The following is a 22341-nucleotide window of genomic DNA, read 5'->3' on the forward strand; positions in this document are numbered from 1 at the left end:
ACAAGCAAAGCGCCACGAAGTCCAACAGCTAGACCTGCTCTGAATGAGCCGCCTCGCCCTTGCGCGTGTCCATACGGGCCTTGACCAGGCTCGCCACGGTGGTGATGACCATGGTTGCACCGATGACCGAGAGCGACACCCAGATAGGAATTTCGGGCGCCCAGGAGACATGGCTGGCATGCAAGGCCTCCATAACCAGCTTAACCCCGATGAACCCGAGGATGAACGCCAAACCATAGCTGATGTAGACGAGCCGCTGCAGAAGCCCACCGAGGAGGAAGTACAGCTGACGCAGCCCCATCAGGGCGAACGCGTTGGCCGTGAAGACGATGAACGGATCCTTGGTGAGCCCGAAGATGGCGGGGATCGAGTCGAGCGCGAACAACAAATCGGTGCTCCCGATCGCGACCATCACGATGAGCATCGGCGTCACCATGCGCTTGCCGTCGATCTTGACGGTGACCTTCGACCCGACATACCCCTCGGTCGTGGGGAACGTCCCGCGCACCCACCGGAGCAGGATGTTCTCGTTGACCTCTTCCTCTTTGCCCCTGAGGTGGTCACGGACGATGTTGACCGCGGTGTAGATGAGGAAGGCGCCGAACACGTAGAAGAGCCAACTGAACCGCTGGAGCGCGGCGGCGCCGAGCGCGATGAAGATGCCGCGCATGACGAGCGCGAGGACGATGCCGACGAGCAGAACCTTGTGCTGGTAGGCCCGCGGCACGGCGAACCTGCCCATGATGATGAAAAAGACGAAAAGATTGTCGACGCTGAGGCTGTATTCGGTGATGTAGCCGGCGAAGAACTCACCCGCCTTGGCGCCGCCGTACGTGGTCCACAACACGACACCGAACGCCGCGGCCAAAACGACGTAGAACGTCACCCAGTAGCCGGCCTGCCGCATGGAGAACTCACGGGCTTCGCCGCGGTCGACGATCCACAGATCAACGGCCAGCACAACAAGAAGACCGCCGATCACGGCGATCCAGGCCCACACGGGTACGCTCACTCAAAGCCTCCGGCATACACGAATCATTGCCGGAGGTCTCTCCCGCCCGCGTCACCTGCGGACCGGCAGCCCCGGGGGCCCCGTGGAGCGGGGCTGCACCGTGATGACGAGGCTGTCGCGAAGGGATACTCCCCTCCCTAACCCAGGCAGTATACGAGAACGCCCTGATCCCGCCTAATCATCCTTGGGATCCTCCCCGCCGTAGACGGTCAGCACGCTCCGCACGGCGTCGTCCTCGCCGGGCATCTCCCGCCCCCGCCGCCCGGCCTCCGCGGCGAGCCTCTCCGCGGTTCCCGGTTCTGCGAGCAGCTTCCGTACGGCCCTCCGCAACCCCTCCACGTCCCCGTATGGGACGAGGATTCCAGCGTTGCCCAGGATCTCTGGGATGCCACCGACATTGGACGCGATCGCCGGTGTGCCCGTCATCAGCGACTCTCGCAGGGTCAGCGGCTGCCCTTCCCAGCGGCTCGGCATCACCAGGGCGACGGCGGCATGCAACAGGTCGGGCACATCCTCCCGGTGCCCCAGCAACCTCACGGGAAGGTGTTCCGCGTCGATCCTCCGCTGCAGCTCCACGCGCAGGGGCCCGTCACCCGCCACCACGAACAGGGGCACCCTCGCGCCGCCGCGTACGCCACCCGCCCCCGCCCCCGCCCCATCGCCGAGCCCCGACCCAAGCGCAGGCTCGGACGCAGAGGCCGGTTCGGACGCAGACGCGGGCTCGAGAGGGGACTCGACCCCAGGGGCGGATCGAAGCTCAGAAGCAGGCTCAGCCGCAGACGTAGGAGCGGACCCCGGCGCACGGCCCTCCTCCCACGGCCCGGCTGCGACGTCGAGCAGCGTCTCGAGGCCCTTCTGCTGGGCGAGCCTGGCGACGGTCAGCAGGATCGGCCGTTCGCCGGCGTCCAGTTCGTCCCTGACCTCCTGGGGTGTGCGCCTGGCCGGCCCCGGCACGGGCGCGGGCACCACCGCGGCCCGCACGTCCCTGGCACCGAGCCGGGCCATCCGCGTGCCCAGGTCGGGCGACACCACGACGACCTGCCCGGCGCCCCTGGCCACGAGCCGCTCCAGCACCCCGTAGACGGCCCCGACGAAGCCTCCGGCGGTCAGCGCGTTGTGCAGCGTGACCACCAGCCTGGGCGCGCTCCTCCCCCGCCCACCGGCCTTCCCCGGGTGCCCCGCTCCCCGCGAGCCCGGACGGTCCGCCCCGTCCGGCTCCAGCACCGTTTCAGAGCTCCCGCGTGGACCTGCGGCCGCATCCGGCGCCGCCACCGTTCCAGAGCCCCCGCCTGAACCTGCGGCCGCATCCGGCGCCGCCACCGTTCCAGAGCTCCCGCGGAAACCGGTGGTCGCACCCGGCGCCGCCACCGCATCCGGGCCCGCCGCCGTGCCTCGCCTGACCAAGGTGCCCGGCCTGGCCAGGGCGGCGAGTGCCCCGGCCCGCAACCCGTGGGCGTGCACCACGTCCGCGTCGCGCGTCAGCCGCCTTATCGCCAGCACCGCGCGCAGGTCGTTGACCGGATGCGGCCGATCTGCGACGTCGACCTCCACGAAACGCGCACCGGCCCCGGCGTACGAGAACTGCTCCTCCACGCTGCGTGGCCCGACCACGAGCACCCGGTGCCCCCGCCGCACCAGCCCCTCAACCAGCATCAGGACATACCGCCCGGTGCCTCCGGACGTGGTGCCCAGCACGAAAGCCACCCGCACGACCCTCTCCTTCCTCTCCCGGCCCACCGGCACGAGCCGCTCACCGCAAGAACCCGCTCACCGCACGCCCGCTCACCGCGCACGCCCGTTCGCGGCACACACCCGTTCGCCATACGTGCCCGCTCACGACCGCCGGGCACCCCCCGAACAACACCGCGCCTCGCGCAACCGGCGCACGGTCACACCATGCCCGCCGGTCACGTCCGCCTGCGCCGCAGCAGCTCGGCGACGGCCGCGGCGTCGGGCCGGTCCGCCAGGGCCACGACACCGACGCCCACGGCCAGCGCGACGGCCGCCGCCACCACCACGGCCCCCAGGCTCGCCCAGCCGCCGCCCCAGTCCAGCCGTCCAGCCACGGATGTCCCCGCCAGGTAGCCCGACACCCCACCGGCAGCGGCGGCGCCGGCGGCCCTGGCGAGCCCCGCCACGGCGCCGCGCCCCCGGGCCCGCACGATCGAAACGAGCAGCAGCGCCCCGCCCACGCTCATGCCCACGCTCATGCCGAGCGCCATCCCGCCGATCTTCCACCCTTCGGGCAGCAGCAGCACGAAGACGACCTGTGCGGCCATCACCACCATCCACCCCGCCACGGTGCCGGTGGCGGCCGCCCGGCCACGGCCGGCCGCGTACAGCACCCGGCTCGCGTGCGCGATGAGCCCGTATCCCACCAGACCGGGAGCGAACAGGGCGATCGCCGCGGCCAGCTCGGGCGCGGGCACCTCGCTCCTGGCCCCGAGGAACACCACGGCTCCCGGACCTGAGGCGGCGGCCAGCACCCCGGCGGCCAGCCCTGACACCAGCACCACGGCCCGCGTCGTGCGCGCGGCCAGCGCCGAGAACGCCTCCGGGTCGCCGGCCTGCGCGGACAGCCGGGGGAACGCGCTGGTGGCGATGGGCACGGCCAGCACGGCGTACGGCATCAGGTAGATCGCCCACGCGTAGTTGTAGATGGTGATGGCGCCGTTGCCGATCGCGTTGTTCGACAGCAGAAGGACCACGATCATGGCGGCCTGCTGGGCGAGGAGGGCCGCGATCCCGGCCAGGGCGAGCCTGCGCACCTGCACGGCTACGCCGCTGGGGAAACGTAAGGTGGGCCGCCACCGCAAGCCCAGCCGGGCCACGGGGCCGGCCACGGCCAGCACCAGGGACAGCACGCCGAGGCTCGTGCCGATCGACAGCGCCAGCTCGGCCCCCCGCGGCACCTCGGCGGGATCGCGGATCCCGCCGCTGAGCGGCACGAACAGCAGATAGGCCACGATGACCACGATGCTGGACACCAGGGGCGCGACCGCGGGCCCGGCGAAGCGCTTGTGCGACTGCAGCACGCCGTAGAGCACGACGGCGACGCCGTACAGGGGGATCTGGGGGGCGAAGACGACCAGCATCCGGGTGGCGACGGCCGTCACAGCGCCGGCGTCGCGGCAGTCGTCGATGACGTCGCCGAAGAACAGCCCGGTGATCGGCTCGGCGAGCAGCGCGGTGAGCACGCCCAGCGGGACGAGCACGACGACCACCCACGTCAGCAGCGCCGAGCTGATCCAGCCTGCCCGCTCGCCGGGCCCGCCGCCGTCAGCCGCGTCCGCGCCGCGCCCGGACGCCCCCGCGAGGACGGGAACGACCATCCCCGCCAGGGCGCCGCCGACGACCACCTCGAACACGATGTTGGGGATCTGGTTGGCCGTCATGTAGGCGGTGGACAGGCAGTTGGTGCCGACCGTCTGCGCGAAGGCATATTGCTTGGCGAAACCGGCGATGCGTGCCAGCACCGTGAGCGCCCCGATGAGCAGGGCCCCGCCGGCAACGCCCCGCGCCGTCACCACCCGCACGCCGCCTCCCCGCGCACGATCATGCTTACGCGGACATCCTGGCAGGTCGTACCGACAGAAGGCGGGTCACGCGGGGCCGACGGGACGGCGGCCCATCATGTCGAGACGATCGAGCACCGGGTTTCCGGCGATGACCTTGGTGAAGCTGATCTTCTCCGCGGCCGCGGTCAGGGCCACGACGGTGCCGAGCAGGACGTAGCGGCCTGGCCTGCCGAGCTTGGTCACAGCGGCGAGCCCGAGCAGCGCGCCCAGGGAGTTGGCGCCGGCGTCGCCGAGCATGGCGCGCTCGCCGAGGTCGTCGGGCAGCAGCGCGGCCGCGGCCCCGAGCGGGACGGCGGCGAGCGCCGCGGCGGCGGGCGAGTCACGCAGGACCGAGGCGGCGAGCAGCGGCCCGCCGGCGAGCAGGCCGACCTTGATGGCACGGCCCGGGCGCAGGTCGAAGAGGTTGGCGAGGTTGGCTGCGCCGGCGATGGCCGCACCGTTGACCAGGGTGTCGGCGGGGCCGTCGGAGACGAGGGCGGCGGCGCCGAGGCCGGTGGCGCCGATGCCGAGGATCTTGACGGCTCCGCTGGTGACCTCGCCGCGGGCGAGCGCGGTCAGGTGCCCCTTGAAGCCCTTGGAGGCCGTGGTGCCGTAGAGGTCGTCGTAGGCGCCGAGCGCGCCGCTGCCGGCGCCCGCGAGCAGCGCGGCGGCGCGTACGCGACCGGGGATGCCGGGCGTGAGCGCGGCGGCGGCGCCCGCGCCGGCGACGAAAGCGGGGCCTTCCAGCAGGGTGATGGGCTCGCCGCGGTGGTTCTTGCGCGTCCACCGGCCGCTCAGCTCGGCCGGCCGGTTGCGGGTGAACGCGGTGTAGGCGGCGCGGGCGGCGACGGCGCCGATCGCGGCTCCCGCTAGGGCGTAGAGCAGGCCACGGGCCCGGCTCGCAGGCATGTCAGCTCCCTGACTCGCTGGTGGGGGATGGAGTGGCGGACGGCACCGCCGGCATGGGGGCCGACGCCCCGATGCCCACGCCGTAGTGACCGGAGCGCCCGGCCAGCTGCTCCTGGAGAGACTGGACGATCACGACGCGCCCCAGCGGCATGTCGCCCGCGTCGACGGTGGTGACGCGCTTGGCGATGTCGCTGTCGTCGCGGGCGTGGCCGATCGGGTCGCCGGGGACGGCGGTGGCGGCGGCCGGGCCTCCGGCGAGCACCGTGCCCTTGCCGCCCACGTCGAGCGCGTCGGCCATCGAGGCGATCGCCCCCGCCTGGGTCTCCGCGTTCTCCCCTTCGAACGGCTTCTCCGGCGCGAGCACCACGGCGAGCGTGGCCCGCTTGCCGGGCTCGCCGTCGACGCTGAGCAGCCCTCCCGTCTCGAAGGCGCTCAGCACCTCGGTGGTGGCGGCGTTGGGAGTGCCGAGCTGGGCGGGGTCGGAGGTGACCAGGGCGGCGGAGAGCAACGTGGCAGCGCGGTCCCAGGCGGTGGCGGTCTCTGGGAAGATCATGTTGGCCGGTTTGAGCTGGTTGACCAGGCCGTCGAGCACGCCGGTGCCCTTGGGATCGAAGAACTTCTCCGTCAGCGTGACGCGTCCGGAGATCTCCGCGCCCGCCTGGCCGAGCACCTGCTGCGCCGCCTCGCGGATCGTGGTGCTGGAGCCGGGCGTCTCGATGAGGAGCACGCTCTGCCCGGCCAGGTCGCCCGCCACGATGTCGGGCGTCATGGAGGTGATGAGCGCGTCGTTGGCCACCTCACGGCCCTGCAGCGTGTCGATCTGCCCGCGCAGCTCCTCTTTCGTCTTGGTGAGCGCGGCCGTCATCTCCTGCGCCGACTTGACCGCGGGCTCCTGCAACAGCGTGGTGCCCAGCACGATCCCCACCGCCAGCGCCAGGAAGACCGCGACGATGGAGACGAGGTGGTAACGAAAATCGATCACGAGAAGAGTCCGACCAGCCAGAAGATGAATGCGTTCCAGGCGTCTTGCAGGCCGTTCAGCCAGGTCTGGCCGATCGGCGAGAGGAAGAGCGCGACCCCCATGGTGATCAGCGCGGTGATCACCAGCAGGAGGAGCTGCGGGGTGGTGATGCGGCTGCGGTAGAGCCTGCTCACGCCTTTGGCGTCGATGAGCTTGCTGCCGATGATCAGGCGGGTGAGGAAGGTGCTGGCCATGCCGGGCCGGCCCTTGTCGAGGAACTCCTCCAGCGTGCCGTGGGTGCCGACCGCGACGATCAGCTCGGCGCCCTTGTCGTCGGCCAGGAGCATCGCGATGTCCTCGCTGGTGCCGGTGGCGGGGAAGATCACGGCTTCGCGGCCCAGCTGGTGGACACGCTCGAGCCCGGGGGCCCGGCCGTCGCGGTAGGCGTGCACGACGAGCTCGGCACCGCAGGTCAGGGCCTTGGTGGAGACGGAGTCGAAGTCGCCGACGATCACGTCGGGCTGGTAGCCGGCGTCCAGCAGCGCGTCGGCGCCACCGTCGACGCCGACGAGCACCGGACGGTATTCGCGGATGTAGGGCCGCAGCGTGGCGATGTCTTCTCTGTAGTGGTAGCCGCGCACCACGATGAGGACGTGCCTGCCCTCCATGGAGGTGCGGATCTCGGGCACGCCGACGCCTTCGATGAGGAGCCTGCCCTCACCGCGTACGTATTCCATGGTGTTGACGGCGAACGCCTCGATCTGGACGGCCAGCCCCGCGCGTGCCTCGGCCATGGCGGCCTCGACCGTCTCGACGCTCTGCTCGTCGCCCTTGCCGACGATGTCGTCGTCGAGGTAGACCACACCGTCGCAGACCCGGACGACGTCGCCATCCTTGACCCGCTCGAACAGATCCTGGTTGGCGTTGTCGATGAACGGAACGCCCGCTTCCAGCAGGATCTGCGGCCCTAGGTTGGGATAGCGGCCGCTGATGCCGGCGGCGGTGTTGACCACGGCCGCAGCCTCGCATGCGACAAGAGCCTCCGCGCTGACCCGGTCTACGTCGACATGGTCGATGATCGCAATTTCCCCCGGCTGGAGGCGTTTGGTGAGCCTCTTGGTACGCCGGTCGATTCTCGCCACTGCCGTTACACCGGGAAGGCTCTCGACCTTCCAACCGCGGAGGCCCGGCATCCTGCTCCCCGGAACCTTCATCAAGACCATCCTGCCAGAGAGAAACCGCGCAGGGGCCACGCATGACGCGGCGTGTCCACTATGTCACCCAGGATCACCTGTCGGCCGCGGCGAGCCCCAGCAGTTCCTCGGCGTGCGCGCGGCCGAGTTCGGAGTCCTCCAGACCGGCCAGCATGCGGGAGAGCTCCCGCACCCGCCCCTCGTGGTCGAGCGCCACGACCCCGCTGCGCACGACGCTGCCGTCGCTCGCCTTCTCGACCACCAGATGCTGGTCGGCGAAGGCCGCCACCTGCGGCAGGTGGGTCACCACGATCACCTGCGCGGTGCGGGCCAGCCGGGCGAGGCGGCGCCCGATCTCGACCGCGGCCTTGCCGCCGACGCCCGCGTCGACCTCGTCGAACACGAACGTCGGTACCGGATCCGCGCCGGCGAACACCACTTCGATCGCGAGCATCACCCGGCTCAGCTCGCCGCCGGACGCTCCCTTGTTGAGCGGCAGCGGCGGCGCGGCCGGATGGGCGGCCATCCGCAGCTCCACCTCGTCGCGGCCCTCGGGGCCGAACTCCTCGCTCTGGCCGAGCTGGACGACGACCTTGGCGTGCGGCATGGCCAGCGCCGTCAGCTCCTCGGTCACGGCCTGGCCGAACCGCTCGGCGGCGGCCTGGCGCACCTTGGTGAGCTCGGCCGCCAGCTCGGTGAGCCGGTCGGTCAGCTCGTCGCACTCGCGGGTCAGCTCGTCGATGCGCTCGTCGTCGCCTTCGAGCTCGGACAGGCGTGCGGCGGCCCGCTGGGCCCAGGCCAGCACCCCGGCGCTGTCCTCGCCGTACTTGCGGATCAGGCCGGACAGCACCGACCGGCGTTCCTGCACCGCCGCCAGCCGCGCGGGGTCCGCCTCGATCGACTCCGCGTACGCCGCCAGGTCGGTGGCCACGTCGGAGATCAGGTAGCCGGCCTCGGCCAGCCGGTCGGCCACCCCGGCGAGCTGGGCGTCGAAGTCGCGTACCGCTTCCACCGCCGACTTCGCCTCGCCAAGCAGCGAGATCACGTCGTGCGGGCCGCCCGCGGCCTCCATCGGATCGCCGAGCAGCGCCGTGTGCGCCGTGGTGGCGGCGCTGCGCAGCGCGTCGGCGTGCGAGAGCCGCTCCTCCTCGCCGCGCAGCTCGGCGTCCTCGCCCGGTTTGGGGTCGACCTTCTCGATCTCCTCCAGCCCGAAGCGGAGCATGTCGGCCTCCTGCGCCCGCTCCCTGGCCCTCGTGGTCAGCTCCTCGAGCAGCGCGGTGACATTCTTGTGCCGTTTGTACGCCTGCGTGTAGGCCCGCAGCGGCTTGACCAGCTCGTCGCCGGCGTAGCGGTCGAGCGCCGCGCGTTGCCGGGTCGCCTGGAGCAGCCGCTGCTGGTCCATCTGCCCGTGCACCGCCACCAGGTCGTCGGCGAGGTAAGTCAGGGTGCCGACGGGCACCGTGCGCCCGCCGAGCCAGGCCCTTGACCTGCCCTCCGCGGAGACGACGCGCGAGATGATCAGCGTGCCGTCCTCGACCTCGCCACCGATGTCCTCGACCTGCTGGGCGACGTGACCGCCCGATTGGACGACGAGCGTGCCCTCGACGGTCGCCTTGTCGGCGCCCGGCCGGATGCGCGAAGGATCGGCCCGGCCGCCGAACAGCAGGCCGAGCCCAGTGACGACCATCGTCTTGCCCGCGCCGGTCTCGCCGGTGACCACGTTGAAGCCCGGCGAGAGCTCGAGAACGGCCTCATCGATGACGCCGAGCCCTTGGATGCGGACCTCCTCGACCCTTGGTCGCACTGCCCACTCCCGTTCACTGCCCTGTCTGATGGTCACCCGGATCGCCTCCGGAAGCCCGCAGCCGCGGTCGCCGCTGCAGGCGCTGGACCGCTGGGGGCGGCCCACCATGCCCACGTGTACGCCCACGTGATCCTACGCGCTCTGCCCTCCATTCATTCAGGGTCGCACCCTTCCGCGCCATCCCTGCACGGGCAGCTCGAACTTGGCCACCAGCCTGTCGGTGAAGGGCGCACCGGTGCTCTCCACACCGTGCAGGCGCGCCAGGCGTACGGGCTCGGAGCCTCTGCGGACCTCCACGCGCGTGCCGGGCGGCAGCTCGAACCTGCGGCGCCCGTCGCACCACAGGACCCCGCACGGCGTGTCGGGCAGGATCTCGACGGCCAGCGTGGAGCGAGGCGAGATGACCAGCGGTTTGGCGAACAGCGCGTGGGCGCTGATGGGCACCATGAGCAGCGCCTCGACCTCCGGCCACACGACGGGGCCACCGGCGGAGAAGGCGTAGGCGGTCGAGCCCGTCGGGGTGGCGCAGATCACGCCGTCGCAGCCCCACCTGGACAGCGGCCGGCCGTCGATCTCCGCGACGACCTCGAGCAGGCGCTCCTGCTTTTCGACGGTGACCTCGTTGAGCGCCCAGGTGTCGGCCAGCACCTGCCCGTTCAGCCTGGCGACGACGTCGACCGTCATGCGCTCCTCGACGTCGTAGCGCCCCGCCACGACGCTGTCGACGGCCGTGGCCAGGTCGGCGACCTCCGCCTCCGCCAGGAAGCCGACGTGCCCGAGGTTGACCCCCAGCAGCGGTGTGCCGGCCGGCCTGGCCAGTTCGGCCGCGCGCAGCAACGTCCCGTCGCCGCCGAGCACGATCATGACCTCGGCGTCCTTGACCGCGCCCGGATCGCCTGGCACGGCCTCGACCCGGTCGCTGCCGATTTCGCCGGCCTCGGAATCGAGCACCCTGACGGTGATGCCGGCGTCGATCAGCCGGTCGACGACGAGGCGCGCGCTCTCGACCGCGGCGTCACGCCCGGTGTGTGCGGCGACCAGCACGGTCCGGTTCATTGCGGCCCTTCCTCGACGGCCCGCTGGATCTCTGCGTCGAGGTCGGCGACCGGCGGCTCGCCTTCCCCTTTGCCCAGCCAGAGGAGATATTCCACGTTTCCCGACGGCCCCGGCAGCGGGCTCGCGGTCACGCCGCGTACGGTCAGCCCCAGGTCCTGAGCCTTCGCGGCGGCGTCGCGCACGGACCTCGCCCGCAGCCCGGGATCGCGCACCACGCCACCCGCCCCGACACGATCCTTACCCACTTCGAACTGCGGTTTGACCAGCATCACGAGATCGGCTCGCGACGCGGCCACCTCGGCCAGGGCGGGCAGCACGAGCCGGAGCGAGATGAACGACAGGTCGCCCACGACCAGCGTGGGCGGCTCGCCGACCATGCCGGGGGTGAGGTCGCGCACGTTGACGCGCTCCATCACCGTCACCCGCTCGTCGGTGCGCAGGGACCAGGCCAGCTGGCCGTATCCGACGTCGACGGCCAGCACGTGTGCGGCCCCCCGGCGCAGCAGCACGTCGGTGAACCCGCCGGTGGAGGCGCCCGCGTCGAGGCAGCGGCGCCCCTCGACCGCCAGGCTCCCGAACGCTTCCAGCGCGCCGAGCAGCTTGTGCGCTCCGCGCGAGACGTAGTCGGGCCCGTCCTGCGAGTCGGCCACGACGATGGCGGAGGCGGTGTCGACCTGGGTGGCCGGTTTGCCGGCCCGCCGGCCTCCGACGCTGACCCGGCCGGCCTCGATGAGCTGGGTGGCCTGTTCGCGCGACCTGGCCAGCCCTCGGCGCACCAGCTCGCTGTCGAGGCGGATCCTGCGGCTCACCGCTCTCCCGCGGGCCGCTCTCCCGCGGCCTGCCCGCCCGGCTCGTCCACGACCGCCAGCGCGCTCTCCAGCCCGGAGAACGCCTCGTCGAAGAATGCCACGTGCTCGCTCACCGGCTGCTCGCCCAGACGGCCCAGGCCGGTCACGATGGCGTCGACCCGCTCGTCGCCGGTCCCTCCCGGCAGCTCACTCATGTCTTGACGTTAACGCCTCCCGCGAGCGTCCGGGACCTTGGCAGGCCCGTCAGTCGTTGTAGCTCGTACGGGGTGCTACTGATGTGGAACGCTACCGCCCGCTAAAGAAAGAAGGGATGCGCATCATGGCAAGCGTCGAGGAGTGCCGGGCGGCACTGGCCAGGCTCGTCGACCAGTTCGACGAGATCGACGAGGCAGATCGTGCCAAGCACGTCGTCGAGCGCACGGTCAGCTGCCGGGTCTCCGACCTCGACGTGACCTTTTACGGCCGCCTGACCCACGGAGGGCTCGATCCGTTCACCGAGACGCCGCCGGGTGACGGCAAGCCCGCCGACGTCAAGCTCACGATCGTGAGCGACGACCTGATCGCGCTGGTCGACGGGGAGCTCGATCTGGCCCGCGCGCTGCTCGGGGGGCGGGTGAAGGTCGACGCCAGCTTCGGCGACCTGCTGCGGCTGCGCAGGCTGATCTGAGGGGCGCTGACCCGCGCCATCGCTCGATTAATTAATGGACAGGTTAATTGTTGGGCGATACAGTTAAGCAATGCGCTGGATCATCGAGACCGAGGGCCTCTGCCGCGCCTTCGGCGACCACCACGCCGTCGGGGAGCTGAGCCTGGCGGTCGCGCCCGGCGAGATCTTCGGCCTGCTCGGCCCCAACGGCGCGGGCAAGACCACCACGATCAGGATGTTGTCCACGCTGCTCCCGCCGAGCGCGGGCGCGGCGCGGGTGTGCGGGTTCGACGTGGTGACGGAGGCGGGAGCCGTACGCCGCCGCATCGGCTACGTGATGCAGCAGGTCTCGCCCATGGGCCACTACCTGCTGACCGGCAGGGAGAAGACCGAGATCGAGGCCTCCCTCTACCACGTGCCGCGGCGGCAGGTGAAGGCCAGGGCCCGCGAGGTCCTGGAGCTGGTGGGGCTGTCGGACAGCGCCGACCGCCTCGTGGCGGGATATTCGGGGGGCATGCAGAAACGCCTCGACCTGGCCTGCGGCCTGCTGCACCGGCCCGATCTGCTGATCCTCGACGAGCCGACGCTCGGTCTCGACGTGCAGTCGCGCCATCACATGTGGGAGCACATCCGCTCGCTCTGCGACGAGGGCATGAGCGTTCTGCTGGCCACCAACTACATGGACGAGGCGGACCGGCTCTGCGACCGGCTGTCGATCATCGACCGCGGGCGGCAGGTGGCCGGTGGCACACCGGCCGAGCTCAAGGCGGCCATCGGAGCGCCGTCACTCGACGCGGTCCTCCTCCGGCACACCGGGCACGCGCTGCGGGAGGAGATCGCATGATGGTGGCGCAGGAGGTGCTGGCGCTGTCCAGGCGATGGTTGCTCGTGGCGCTGCGCGAACGGCTCAGCCTGCTGTTCAGCGTGCTGCAGCCGGCCGTGTGGCTGGTCTTCTTCGCCGGTGCGCTCGGGGGCGCGGTAGATCCCCGGCTGGTGGGGACGGGCGACTACATCGCGTTCGCGGTGCCGGGCGTCATCGCCTTCACCGTGGTGGGCAACGGGGTGACGGCGGCGATGCCGCTGCTGTTCGACAAGGAGACGGGATATCTGGACAAGTTGCTCAGCATGCCGATCAGGCGCAGCTCGCTGATCCTTTCGCGGTTCCTGTTCCAGACGGGCATGAACGCGGCTCAGACGCTGGTGATCCTGGTGGTGGCGCTGGCCCTGGGCGTCCGCCTGGAGTCCGGGCCGCTGGGGGTGCCGGCGATCCTGGTGGCGACGGCCCTGCTGACGCTGGCGCTCACGTCCGCGGCGATGGCCCTGGCCTGCGCGGTGCCCTCGCACGGCACGTTCTTCGCGATCACGGGGTTCGTCTCACTGCCGCTGCTGTTCATGAGCAACGCGTTCGTGCCCCTGTCGGCCATGCCGGCGTGGATGGAAGCCGTGGCCAGGGTCAACCCGCTCACCTACGCCATCGAGGCCATCCGGCTGCTGGTGCTGCGGGGCTGGGGCGGCGGCGTACCGCTGTCCCTCGCGGTGCTGGTCGTAGCCTGCGTCCTGCTCCTCGCCGTGGGCGCCTGGCAGTTCGCCCGCCAGACCAGCGAACGGATCGCATGACCGTGGTCCGCCGCTACCCGACGCGATCCAGCACGGGCTTGACGGCGCCCTCGTCGATCTGCCCGTCGCCGGCCGCCAACCAGGCGGCGTCACAGGCGGCCCGCAGCCCGTCGATCCGGCTGCCCTCACCGTCGAGGCACAACACGCCGTCGCGCCACCGGGCCCGCCAGCCGCCGCACGAACCGTCGCGCACCTCGGGATAGGGCCGCAGCAACGTCCCGAGATCCTCCCCAACGTACGTGGGCCGGTGCCGGGGCGCCGCCGTCAGCACCTCGACCGGCGTGGCCACCCCCGTCAGGACCAGCAAACTCTCGACCCCGGCGTTGGAGGCCCCCTCGATGTCGGTGTCGAGCCGGTCGCCCACCACCAGCGGCCGCCGGGCCCTCGTACGCAGCATCGACTCCCGGTGCAGCGGCGGATCGGGCTTGCCCGCGTACACCGGCTCGACCCCCGTGGCAGAGGCGATCACCCGGACCATCGACCCGTTGCCCGGCAACTCGCCCCGGCGCGTGGGCATCGTGCTGTCGCCGTTGGAGGCCACGAAAAGCGCCCCCTGCCGCACCGCGAGCGTCCCCTCCGCCAGCAGCTCGTACGACAGGCCGGGCGCGATCCCCTGCACCACGGCGGCAGGAGACTCGGCGGCGGCCGAAACGGGCCGCAACCCTCGATCCCGTACGGCCAGCCGCAGCCCGGACCCGCCGACCACCAGCACGTTCGACCCCGGCGGAACCCGCTCCGCGACCAGCCGGGCGGCCGCCTGAGCCGATGTGACCACGTCGGAGGCCGTGGCGGGCGCCCCGAGCTCACGCAGGTGCGCCGCGATGGCCGCCGGCGTCCGGGAGGCGTTGTTGGTCACATACGCCAGCCGCACCCCCTTCCGCCGCGCCTCCTCCAGCGCCGCCGGAGCCCCGGGCACCGCGTAACCGCCGAGGTAGACCACGCCATCGAGGTCGAGCAGCAGGGTGTCATAGCCGTCGATCAGCACAGCGCCTCTTCCTCTTCGACTCTCACGTCGCGTGAGACTTTAGCGTCGCCCCCGTGCGCAACCGCAGAAGGGATGACCATGTCCGCGGAACTGAACCTCACTACCGAGGAACGCACCGACCTGTTCGGCGATTTCCATGCGGACGAGCACGCGGCGGAGGCCGGGCGGCGCTCAGGGCCGCCGCGTACGTCCCGCGACAGCCTGGGTCAGGCCAGACGCCTACGACTCCCGGCGTGCCCGCAGGGTCGCGCGGACACTCTTCAACGCGGACACGTAGTGCCGCTCGTCCGGCCGCATCGCGACCGCGATGGCCAGCGGTTCCTGCGCGCCCTTCACATCCCCGGTCCGCCACAACGACAATCCGAGCCCGAAATAGGCGTAGTCCTCTGCCGGATTGGCGTCCACGATCTGGCGGAAGCTGGCCGCCGCCTCGGCGTACTGCCGGGAGTTGAACTGCGCCCTGGCCAGCGCCTCCAAGATGCTGCGTGACTCCGGCTCGGCCGCGGCGGCTCTCTCCAGCAGAGCCGCGGCCGCGGCCGGACTGCCGTCCTTCAACAGTCGCACCCCACGCTGGTACCAGTCGTAAACACCGCCCTCAGGAGCTCCCGAGCTCTCATCGTGAACGTTGCCACTCTGATCCATACGTGAGGACTCCTTCATCTCTGAATGATGATCCCCGTTCGCCCTGCTGCGGAACGGGACCGACGGCAACCCCGGGGCGACTTCCGGACGGCGTAGACATTTATGGGAGCATGCCCGGTATGGGGACTCCTGAACTGCCGGCGCCTGATGGACTGGTGCTACGGCCCTTCCGTGGCGTGCGTTTCGCTGTCGAAGATCCAGCCAAGGTGACCTCCCCGCCGTACGACCTGATCTCCGACGCCGACGTGGAAGCCCTCGTCAACTCCCACCCCAACAACGTCGTCCGGCTCATCCTTCCCTGCTCGCCCGCTGCCGATTCGTCCTCCGCTTCCGTCCCCGGGCGCGACACCGAGCCCCAGCCCGCCGACAGCGCCCCTTCCTCTCCGGACGCACCGGCCCAGGCGCCGCTCGAATCGCGGTACACCGCGGCGAGGGACACGCTGAAGGCGTGGCTGGACTCCGGCGTGCTGGTGGCCGACGACGTGCCGGCGCTCTACGTCTATGAGCAGAGCGGGGCAGGCGTGCTGCAGCGCGGCCTCATCGGCGACGTGGGCCTGACCGACCCCGAGCAGCGCATCATCCTCCCGCACGAGGACGTCATGCCGGGCCCCGTCGCCGACCGGCTTGCCCTGATGAGCACCACTCAGGCCAACCTCGAGCCCATCTTCCTCCTCTACGACGGCGCCAACGGCACCGCCACCCACCTGGTCGACGCAGTGGCCTCGGATCGGCAGCCCCAGGTGTCGGCCCGCACGGAGGACGGCCTCACACACCGCCTCTGGGCCATCACGGACCCGGAAGAGATCGCCGCCATCAACGCCGACCTCCATGACCGGCAGGCGCTGATCGCCGACGGACACCACAGGTATGCGACGTACCGCGTCCTCCAGCGCCAGGAGCACGAAACCCACCTTCAGGCCGAACCGGCCCGTCCGGTGCCGGAGCCGATCGGTCCGGCATCGCAACAGGTCGATAGCGCCAGGGCTGGGCAGCACGACCCTTCTCACCAGGTCGATGGCGCCCAGGAGGCCGGTAAGGACGGCCCTGCGGCGGACGCGGGCCGCTCGACGGCCGGGCCGTGGGACTTCGGGCTGGCCCTGCTCGTCGACACCTCCGCGTACCCACCCGACTTGAAGGCCATCCACCGCGTGATCCCCGGGCTTCCTCTGGACGAGGCGGCCGCCAGGGCGAAGGGGTCGTGGCGCGTGCACGACTATGACGACCTGGCACTGGGGCTGGCGGCGCTCGAGGAGGCTGCGGAGCCGGCGTTCCTGCTCGCCGGGAAGAGCGGTGCGCACCTGCTCACCGATCCCGACCCGGTGCAGCTCGCCCACGCGATGCCGCCCGACCGCTCCGGCCGCTGGAACTCCCTCAACACTTCCGTCCTTTCCGAGTTCGTCATGCCCAAGGTGTGGGGAATGCGCGACGACGAGCGAACCGTGCGCATCGTGCATCACGACGCGTGGGCAGCGGTGCGGCTGGCTGCCCGCTCTGGTGGCACCGCCGTGATTCTCAAACCCCTCAAGGCCGAGGAGGTGCTTGCCGTCGCCGCCGGCGGCGAACGCGTGCCCCGCAAGAGCACCTCCTTCGGCCCGAAACCCAGGACCGGTCTGGTCCTGCGCACGTTCGCGATCGACTGAGGCCTCCCTTTTCCTCGATGCCTGACGCGATGCGCTGAGGCACTGCTTCGGGGCAGCCGGACACCGCCGCCCGACCGCGTCCTCCGTAGCCTCGACCACGAGCGCCCACCCTCGAAGCCCCGTAGTCCGGGAGCTCCGACCGCGCAGGACCGCGTGCATGCGTGCAGCCCCACGGGCCCCGCGCGGTTCCGGCGGTCGCGAGGCCGTGCGGACCCGGGCGAGTGGCCGAGGTCAGCTGGCTCGCGCCAGGTAGGCCACCTGCCTGGGGATCAGAGCGGTGACGCTCCCCTCGGAGCCGGAGGGCGGATCGGTGCCCGGGTCGGCGGGTTCGGTGAGCTCGGCCTCGAACGGTTTGGCGGAGCTCACCTCCACCTCATACCTCCAGATCTTGGCCGCCGACGGGCCGAAGACCCGGCAGCGGAATGACCCTGTCACCTCGATGTGGTCGCGAGGTTTGAGAGCGCGGACTATGGCGGCGACCTCCGGGTTGAAGGTGACACACGGAATGCTGTCCGTCAGGGCGGCGCCGCGCCTGTGCCGTCGCCGACGCACGATGACGCGCCACTTCGTCACGGTGTCGCCGCTCGGCAGCGCGTGCTCCTCGGCCGCCGCTGACAGCCTCCCCACCAGCAAGACCTCGTTGCGGTCCACTTGCCATCCTCCCTGTCGGTGCTCTGGTGGAGATCACTCTCTACGATGAGGAGGAAGCCGGACCGGCTGGAATGCCGTTCTGGGGATAACGGCTGAACGCGCGGGAGTGCCTGTGGACAACATCACCGCTTTGGGCGGCGACGTCTATGAGATCGACACCAAAATGGCGGGATACTCGGGCATCACGGCCGGCTATCTGATCCTGGGCGATCGACCGTGCCTGGTGGAGACGGGCACCTCGACGTCCGCTCCTGTAGTACGTGACGCGCTCGCGTCACTCGGCGTCGGGCCGGAGGACCTGGCCACCGTCGTGGTGACCCACATTCATCTGGATCACGCCGGAGGCGTGGGGGACATCGCCAGATTCTTCCCCTCCGCCCAGGTCGTCGTCCACGAGAAAGGGGCCCGGCACCTCGCGGATCCGGCCCGGTTGATGGCCAGTGCCCGCATGGTCTGGGGTGACCGTCTCGACACGCTTTTCGGCGAACTGTCCCCCACCGAGTCCGAGCGCATCGTCGCCCTCGGCGACACCGGCGCCATCGACCTGGGCAACGGGCGCACGCTGAGCAGCCACTACTCGCCCGGGCACGCCAAACACCACGTGGGGCTGGTCGACTCCGCCACCGGCGATCTGTACGTCGGCGACGCCGCAGGCGTCTACTTGCCCGAGACGGGCGATCTGCGCCCCGCGACGCCTCCGCCGGACTTCGACCTGCAGACGGCGCTCGACTCGATCGCGCTGTTCGAGGCGCTCGGGCCACAACGCCTGCTGTTCAGCCACTACGGGCCGGTCGACGCCGTTCAGGAGACTCTTGAGCGGTCCGCGGAGGAGCTCCGCGTCTGGGTTGATCTCACCCGGCAGGCTCATTCCGAGGGCATGGACCTGGACCACGCCGTCGCCATGGTCAGAGACCGCACCAAGGAGCGCTACACCGCGCTCAAGGCCGCCGACCCGACGGCCGAGCACTTCGAGTTGCTGAGCGGAGCACCCTCGAACGTGGCGGGGATTCTCCACTGGCTCGACCGCGTCTCACCGTGACGGGTCATCATTGCGCGTGACGCAGGGCCGATAGCAGTCTTGGGGCGCGACACCCCGCCGCCCCGGATCGGGTAGCGGCGGGGTGTCCGGCGTCAGTCGTCCGACTTGGGCCGGTCTGAGGTGGGCTCATCAAGTACGTCGCCGAAGTCAGGTTCGATGAACGCCGGTGTGATAGCCGGGATTTCGCCATCCTCATCCCTGGCCGCAGGAGCGTCCTGACGGTCAGCAGCGCGATCCGATGACTTCTCGCCCTGCTCCTGCCCCTCAGCTGTCGGCTTCGCGTCCCGACCCGCCGCGTCCGCTACATCGGCTTCCCGGACCTCGACGTCACGAACCTCGGGAACCGCAGCCTCGTCCCTCCTGCCCTCACCGTCACGAACGCCGGCGTCGCGATCGGGAGCCTCGACCTCCGCCTTCCGAACCTCGACGTCACGAGCGTCCGGCGCATCCCGGACCTCGACGCCCTGAACGCCTGCCGAAGCTCCCTCAGGCCCGGGCGCTTCCTCAGCGGCCGCGCCCTTCTCATCAGGTGCGTCCGCCTGCTCCGCGGCCGGCACGTCGACGGCCCTGACCTGCTCCGCCTCCCTCTCCAGGAGGCTCCCCGCAGCGAGGTCACCGGCCTCGCTCTCGCCGTCGCCGGGGACTTCTTCGTCGAAGTCTTCCTCAAGGTCCTCGATAACGGACCCGGTCAGCTCCGCGTACCGTTCCGCCGCGTCCGTCTCCCCGTCCTCGTCGAACGCCATCGCCCTCCCGAACCAGTCGGTGGCCGCCTCCTGATGGCCGGCATCGGCCAGTGCGTCCGCGTAGGCGAACGCCAGCCGGGCCGACCACGGCTTGGGCTGCGGGTCGCGAAGCTCGGGCAGGCGCTGCAGAGTGATCACGGCGGCGTCGTGCTGGCCCAGGTCGCGCCGGGCCCCGGATTCGACGATGGTCAGCTCGATGCGCCCGGCTCTGTCGAGACGTTCGGCTTCTGGCGAGCGTACGAGGTCGATGGCCCTTTCCGGACGGCCGAGGCCCCGCTCGCAGTCGGCCATGACCGCGAGGTACACATCCGAGCCCGTCATCCGCCTGGCCGCCCGCAGATCGCTCAGCGCCTCGGAGAAATGGCCCGCGCGGTAGGCGACGATGCCTGCGGCCTCGCGTACGACACCGATACGCGCCGCGAACCTGCGCGCGACCTTCGTGTGCTCATGCGCCCGGTCGGGGTCGTCGTCCTCGAGCGCGCGTTCGGCGGCCACCAGGTGCCGGCCGACCAGGTCGGCGAGGTCACCGGGCAGCGAACGGAGTTCTTCCAGGACTTCCTTGTCGAGTTCGTCCGCGGTGATGTCGGGCGCGACCTCGGGCAACCGCTCGCGCTGTGGCGCCTCGGCCTCGCGATCGGACCTGCCGTATCTGGCTCGGGATACGGTGCGCTCCTCGCGGTCGTCCCGGGAGAACGGCCGGTCATCGCGAGAGCTGCTGTCGCCGCGAGCGCCGTAACCGCCCTCACGCCGCTCCCCATAACCGCCGCGACGGGGGCCGCGATCGTCCCGGTCTCGGAACGGCCGACGACCATCATCCTCACGACGGGGACCACGGTCGTATCCACCCTCACGCCGCGGACCGTAACCGCCCTCACGACGGGGACCACGGTCATCCCGGTCTCGGAACGGCCGACGACCATCATCCTCACGACGGGGACCGCGATCGTATCCACCCTCACGCCGCGGACCACGCTCGCCCTCACGACGAGAACCGTAACCGCCCTCACGCCGCTCCCCATAGCCACCCTCACGACGGGGACCACGGTCGAATCCACCCTCACGCCGCGGACCACGCTCGCCCTCACGACGAGAACCGTAACCGCCCTCACGCCGCTCCCCATAGCCACCCTCACGACGGGGACCACGGTCGAACCCACCCTCACGCCGCGGACCACGCTCGCCCTCACGACGAGAACCGTAACCGCCCTCACGCCGCGGACCCCGATCGTCCCGATCACGGAACGAACGACGACCATCATCCTCACGCCACGAACCACGATCATCCCGATCACGGAACGAACGACGATCGCCACCCCGAGCCCCACGATCGTCACCCTCACGACGCGGACCCCGCTCGAATCCACCCTCACGCCGCGGACCACGATCACTGTCACGGCGAGGACCGTAACCACCTTCACGACGCGGACCCCGATCGTCCCGATCACGGAACGAACGACGATCGTCATCCTCACGCCGCGGACCGCGCGACTCGCGGTGACCTTCGTCCCGTCGCGGTCCTCTGTCTCCTCGGTTGCCCCAGCGCGACCTATCGTCGGAACGGAACGGACGGTCGCCGCCAGAGTCGCGCCCGCGCGAGCCGTAGCCGCCGCTTCGGCCGCCTCCGCCGGAGTGCCGGTCGTCGTTGTCTCCGCGGCCGCGCTGTCCGCCGTCCGATCCGTTATCTCTGTTCACTTCTGGTCCATTTCGTTGGCTCACCCGGCGGACTCACAACAACGGTCTGCCGGGGCTGGTCGCCGCCCGCCCTCGGGCCTAACGCGACGAAGGCCACCTGTGGGGTGGCCCGGTCCTTCCAGGGTAGCAAGCCCTGACACGTCCATGAGCCTGTCGGCAACCGATTTAATCGTTCGACCGGAAATCGACCGATCGGCAAGACTGGCCCGCATGTTACTTCGCTTCCATGAAATAGCCGAGTCCAATCACCGCACGCTCAATCCTCTGACCGATGAAAAGCTGGATCTCCTGGGCCGGATCTGCCGCATCGCTACCGGTTCCCGCCAACTCGACCTCGCCTGCGGAAAAGGCGAGCTGCTTTCTCGGTGGGCGGCCGATTATGGAGTTCAGGGCGTCGGCGTGGACATCAGCAAGGTCTTTCTGGAAGCGGCCAGAGCCCGCGCCGGCGAACTCGGCGTCGCCGATCAGCTCAATCTGGTGGAGGCCGACGCAGCCACGTACGAAGACATCCCGGAGTCGTTCGACATCGTGTCCTGTATCGGTGCGACCTGGATCGGCGATGGTCTTGAGGGCACGCTGTCATTGATGCGCCGGCATCTCCGTCCGAACGGCATCGCCCTGGTCGGTGAGTGTTATTGGATGACGCCGCCGCCGCAGGAGGCATACGAGGCGCTCGGCATAGCGGATGGCCTGTTCACGTCGCTGGCCGGCACGGCGGACCGCTTCGACAATGCAGGTTTCGAACTCCTGGAAATGGTGCTCGCCGACCAGGACGGCTGGGACAGGTATGTGGCCAGCCAATGGTGGACGATCAGCGACTGGCTACGCGAGAACCCCGACGATGCCGACGCTCCCGCCATGCGCGACTTCCTCACCCGCGCGCGCCGCTCGCATCTCGAATACGGGCGCCAGTATCTGGGCTGGGGTGTTTTCGTGGCCCGCCCGCAGCTGCCCTGATCCGTACATACAGAAGGGGCCCCGACGCTCTTGGCGTCGGGGCCCCTTCTTTAAAGATTGTCCGGCGGTGACCTACTCTCCCACACCCTCCCGAGTGCAGTACCATCGGCGCAGAGAAGCTTAACTTCCGGGTTCGGAATGTAACCGGGTGTTTCCTTCCCGCCATAACCGCCGTAACCCTGCGAAACAACAAACACCACCGTTTGCTGTCTCAGAATTGCCTAGTGGACGCGAGCAAGAAACCTCACCACGATGCGGCGCGGCTCCGGACCTAGCAAAGGTAACAGAGCGCTGCACACACCGAAAAGTATGCTTTGTGGTCAAGTCCTCGGCCTATTAGTACCGGTCAGCTCCACACGTTACCGTGCTTCCACACCCGGCCTATCAACCCGGTCGTCTACCGGGAGCCTTACCCCCTCAACAGGGAG

20 protein-coding genes and 2 rRNA genes are annotated in these 22341 nt (G+C 70.4%); 6 read left to right on the top strand and 16 right to left on the bottom strand.

The genetic code is table 11. The features are described 5' to 3' along the window. Positions 1 to 28 precede the first annotated feature (28 nt). The 10 genes from ABGA98_RS32885 to ABGA98_RS32930 form a co-directional block, all read right to left on the bottom strand. A complete protein-coding gene (locus ABGA98_RS32885; RefSeq protein WP_347622290.1) occupies positions 29 to 1012 on the bottom strand; it encodes a TerC family protein in 984 nt (327 codons plus the stop codon). Between the two features lie 174 nt (positions 1013 to 1186). Continuing rightward, positions 1187 to 2722 (bottom strand): glycosyltransferase family 4 protein, encoded by a 1536-nt coding sequence (locus ABGA98_RS32890; protein ID WP_347622291.1) that lies wholly within the window; start codon positions 2720 to 2722, stop codon positions 1187 to 1189. Positions 2723 to 2919: 197 nt separating this feature from the next. Further along, entirely contained in the window at positions 2920 to 4548 is a 1629-nt protein-coding gene (locus tag ABGA98_RS32895; protein WP_347622292.1) for a lipid II flippase MurJ, read from the bottom strand. Positions 4549 to 4614: 66 nt separating this feature from the next. Continuing rightward, on the bottom strand, positions 4615 to 5478 hold the full coding sequence (locus ABGA98_RS32900) for a hypothetical protein (protein WP_347622293.1): 864 nt from the start codon (positions 5476 to 5478) through the stop codon (positions 4615 to 4617). A 1-nt stretch (position 5479) separates the two neighbouring features. Further along, the gene (locus ABGA98_RS32905; protein WP_347622294.1) at positions 5480 to 6460 is read right to left on the bottom strand and encodes a copper transporter; all 981 of its coding nucleotides are present in this window, start codon (positions 6458 to 6460) and stop codon (positions 5480 to 5482) included. Further along, on the bottom strand, positions 6457 to 7653 hold the full coding sequence (steA, locus tag ABGA98_RS32910) for a putative cytokinetic ring protein SteA (RefSeq protein WP_347622295.1): 1197 nt from the start codon (positions 7651 to 7653) through the stop codon (positions 6457 to 6459). The genes ABGA98_RS32905 and steA overlap by 4 nt, the downstream gene beginning before the upstream one ends. Positions 7654 to 7726: 73 nt before the next feature. Further along, entirely contained in the window at positions 7727 to 9436 is a 1710-nt protein-coding gene (gene recN / locus ABGA98_RS32915; RefSeq protein ID WP_347622296.1) for a DNA repair protein RecN, read from the bottom strand. Positions 9437 to 9592: 156 nt separating this feature from the next. Further along, positions 9593 to 10492 (bottom strand): NAD kinase, encoded by a 900-nt coding sequence (locus ABGA98_RS32920; RefSeq protein ID WP_347622297.1) that lies wholly within the window; start codon positions 10490 to 10492, stop codon positions 9593 to 9595. After that, complete coding sequence (locus ABGA98_RS32925; RefSeq protein WP_347622298.1) at positions 10489 to 11301, bottom strand: TlyA family RNA methyltransferase; 813 nt, start codon at positions 11299 to 11301, stop codon at positions 10489 to 10491. Before ABGA98_RS32925 ends, ABGA98_RS32920 begins: the two co-directional genes overlap by 4 nt. Further along, the gene (locus ABGA98_RS32930) at positions 11298 to 11495 is read right to left on the bottom strand and encodes a hypothetical protein (protein WP_347622299.1); all 198 of its coding nucleotides are present in this window, start codon (positions 11493 to 11495) and stop codon (positions 11298 to 11300) included. The genes ABGA98_RS32925 and ABGA98_RS32930 overlap by 4 nt, the downstream gene beginning before the upstream one ends. A gap of 125 nt (positions 11496 to 11620) precedes the next feature. On the opposite strand from ABGA98_RS32930, the gene ABGA98_RS32935 reads away from it, so the two are divergent. The 3 genes from ABGA98_RS32935 (at position 11621) to ABGA98_RS32945 (ending at position 13564) form a co-directional block, all read left to right on the top strand. Further along, positions 11621 to 11968: an SCP2 sterol-binding domain-containing protein gene (locus ABGA98_RS32935; RefSeq protein ID WP_347622300.1), complete on the top strand. Its 348-nt coding sequence runs from the start codon at positions 11621 to 11623 to the stop codon at positions 11966 to 11968. Positions 11969 to 12038: 70 nt separating this feature from the next. After that, positions 12039 to 12791 (top strand): ATP-binding cassette domain-containing protein, encoded by a 753-nt coding sequence (locus tag ABGA98_RS32940; RefSeq protein ID WP_347622301.1) that lies wholly within the window; start codon positions 12039 to 12041, stop codon positions 12789 to 12791. After that, the gene (locus tag ABGA98_RS32945; protein WP_347622302.1) at positions 12788 to 13564 is read left to right on the top strand and encodes an ABC transporter permease; all 777 of its coding nucleotides are present in this window, start codon (positions 12788 to 12790) and stop codon (positions 13562 to 13564) included. The genes ABGA98_RS32940 and ABGA98_RS32945 overlap by 4 nt, the downstream gene beginning before the upstream one ends. A 13-nt stretch (positions 13565 to 13577) precedes the next feature. Here the strand turns inward: ABGA98_RS32945 and ABGA98_RS32950 are convergent, their stop codons facing one another. Further along, positions 13578 to 14549 carry an HAD-IIA family hydrolase gene (locus tag ABGA98_RS32950; protein WP_347622303.1) on the bottom strand — a complete coding sequence of 324 codons (972 nt, stop codon included), beginning with the start codon at positions 14547 to 14549 and terminating at the stop codon, positions 13578 to 13580. A gap of 219 nt (positions 14550 to 14768) precedes the next feature. Beyond that, on the bottom strand, positions 14769 to 15191 hold the full coding sequence (locus tag ABGA98_RS32955) for a tetratricopeptide repeat protein (protein WP_347622304.1): 423 nt from the start codon (positions 15189 to 15191) through the stop codon (positions 14769 to 14771). A 110-nt stretch (positions 15192 to 15301) separates the two neighbouring features. Here ABGA98_RS32955 and ABGA98_RS32960 point away from each other — a divergent pair, with 110 nt between their 5' ends. Continuing rightward, entirely contained in the window at positions 15302 to 16831 is a 1530-nt protein-coding gene (locus ABGA98_RS32960; RefSeq protein ID WP_347622305.1) for a DUF1015 domain-containing protein, read from the top strand. 231 nt (positions 16832 to 17062) lie between these two features. Here ABGA98_RS32960 and ABGA98_RS32965 read toward each other — a convergent pair whose 3' ends face one another. After that, complete coding sequence (locus tag ABGA98_RS32965; protein ID WP_347622306.1) at positions 17063 to 17482, bottom strand: single-stranded DNA-binding protein; 420 nt, start codon at positions 17480 to 17482, stop codon at positions 17063 to 17065. Positions 17483 to 17594: 112 nt separating this feature from the next. On the opposite strand from ABGA98_RS32965, the gene ABGA98_RS32970 reads away from it, so the two are divergent. Continuing rightward, the gene (locus ABGA98_RS32970) at positions 17595 to 18521 is read left to right on the top strand and encodes an MBL fold metallo-hydrolase (RefSeq protein WP_347622307.1); all 927 of its coding nucleotides are present in this window, start codon (positions 17595 to 17597) and stop codon (positions 18519 to 18521) included. Positions 18522 to 18613: 92 nt separating this feature from the next. Here the strand turns inward: ABGA98_RS32970 and ABGA98_RS32975 are convergent, their stop codons facing one another. Next, complete coding sequence (locus ABGA98_RS32975; RefSeq protein WP_347622308.1) at positions 18614 to 19867, bottom strand: hypothetical protein; 1254 nt, start codon at positions 19865 to 19867, stop codon at positions 18614 to 18616. Between the two features lie 1299 nt (positions 19868 to 21166). On the opposite strand from ABGA98_RS32975, the gene ABGA98_RS32980 reads away from it, so the two are divergent. Beyond that, a complete protein-coding gene (locus ABGA98_RS32980; RefSeq protein WP_347622309.1) occupies positions 21167 to 21913 on the top strand; it encodes a class I SAM-dependent methyltransferase in 747 nt (248 codons plus the stop codon). Between the two features lie 59 nt (positions 21914 to 21972). On the opposite strand, the gene rrf is transcribed toward ABGA98_RS32980, so the two are convergent. Continuing rightward, positions 21973 to 22089, bottom strand: a 5S ribosomal RNA gene (gene rrf, locus ABGA98_RS32985). 140 nt (positions 22090 to 22229) lie between these two features. Then, positions 22230 to 22341: ribosomal RNA gene (locus ABGA98_RS32990) — 23S ribosomal RNA — on the bottom strand; the annotation flags it as partial.

The organism is Nonomuraea sp. B1E8 (genome assembly GCF_039871515.1).
GTDB lineage: Bacteria > Actinomycetota > Actinomycetes > Streptosporangiales > Streptosporangiaceae > Nonomuraea.

Excerpts from the sequence above, each read along its gene's own strand:
- ABGA98_RS32960 (WP_347622305.1), top strand. The coding sequence starts at position 15,302 with ATGCCCGGTATGGGGACTCCTGAACTGCCGGCGCCTGATGGACTGGTG.
- ABGA98_RS32980 (WP_347622309.1), top strand. The coding sequence starts at position 21,167 with ATGTTACTTCGCTTCCATGAAATAGCCGAGTCCAATCACCGCACGCTC.
- ABGA98_RS32945 (WP_347622302.1), top strand. The coding sequence starts at position 12,788 with ATGATGGTGGCGCAGGAGGTGCTGGCGCTGTCCAGGCGATGGTTGCTC.
- steA (WP_347622295.1), bottom strand. The coding sequence starts at position 7,653 with ATGAAGGTTCCGGGGAGCAGGATGCCGGGCCTCCGCGGTTGGAAGGTC.
- ABGA98_RS32955 (WP_347622304.1), bottom strand. The coding sequence starts at position 15,191 with ATGGATCAGAGTGGCAACGTTCACGATGAGAGCTCGGGAGCTCCTGAG.
- ABGA98_RS32900 (WP_347622293.1), bottom strand. The coding sequence starts at position 5,478 with ATGCCTGCGAGCCGGGCCCGTGGCCTGCTCTACGCCCTAGCGGGAGCC.
- ABGA98_RS32940 (WP_347622301.1), top strand. The coding sequence starts at position 12,039 with ATGCGCTGGATCATCGAGACCGAGGGCCTCTGCCGCGCCTTCGGCGAC.
- ABGA98_RS32920 (WP_347622297.1), bottom strand. The coding sequence starts at position 10,492 with ATGAACCGGACCGTGCTGGTCGCCGCACACACCGGGCGTGACGCCGCG.
- ABGA98_RS32935 (WP_347622300.1), top strand. The coding sequence starts at position 11,621 with ATGGCAAGCGTCGAGGAGTGCCGGGCGGCACTGGCCAGGCTCGTCGAC.
- ABGA98_RS32930 (WP_347622299.1), bottom strand. The coding sequence starts at position 11,495 with ATGAGTGAGCTGCCGGGAGGGACCGGCGACGAGCGGGTCGACGCCATC.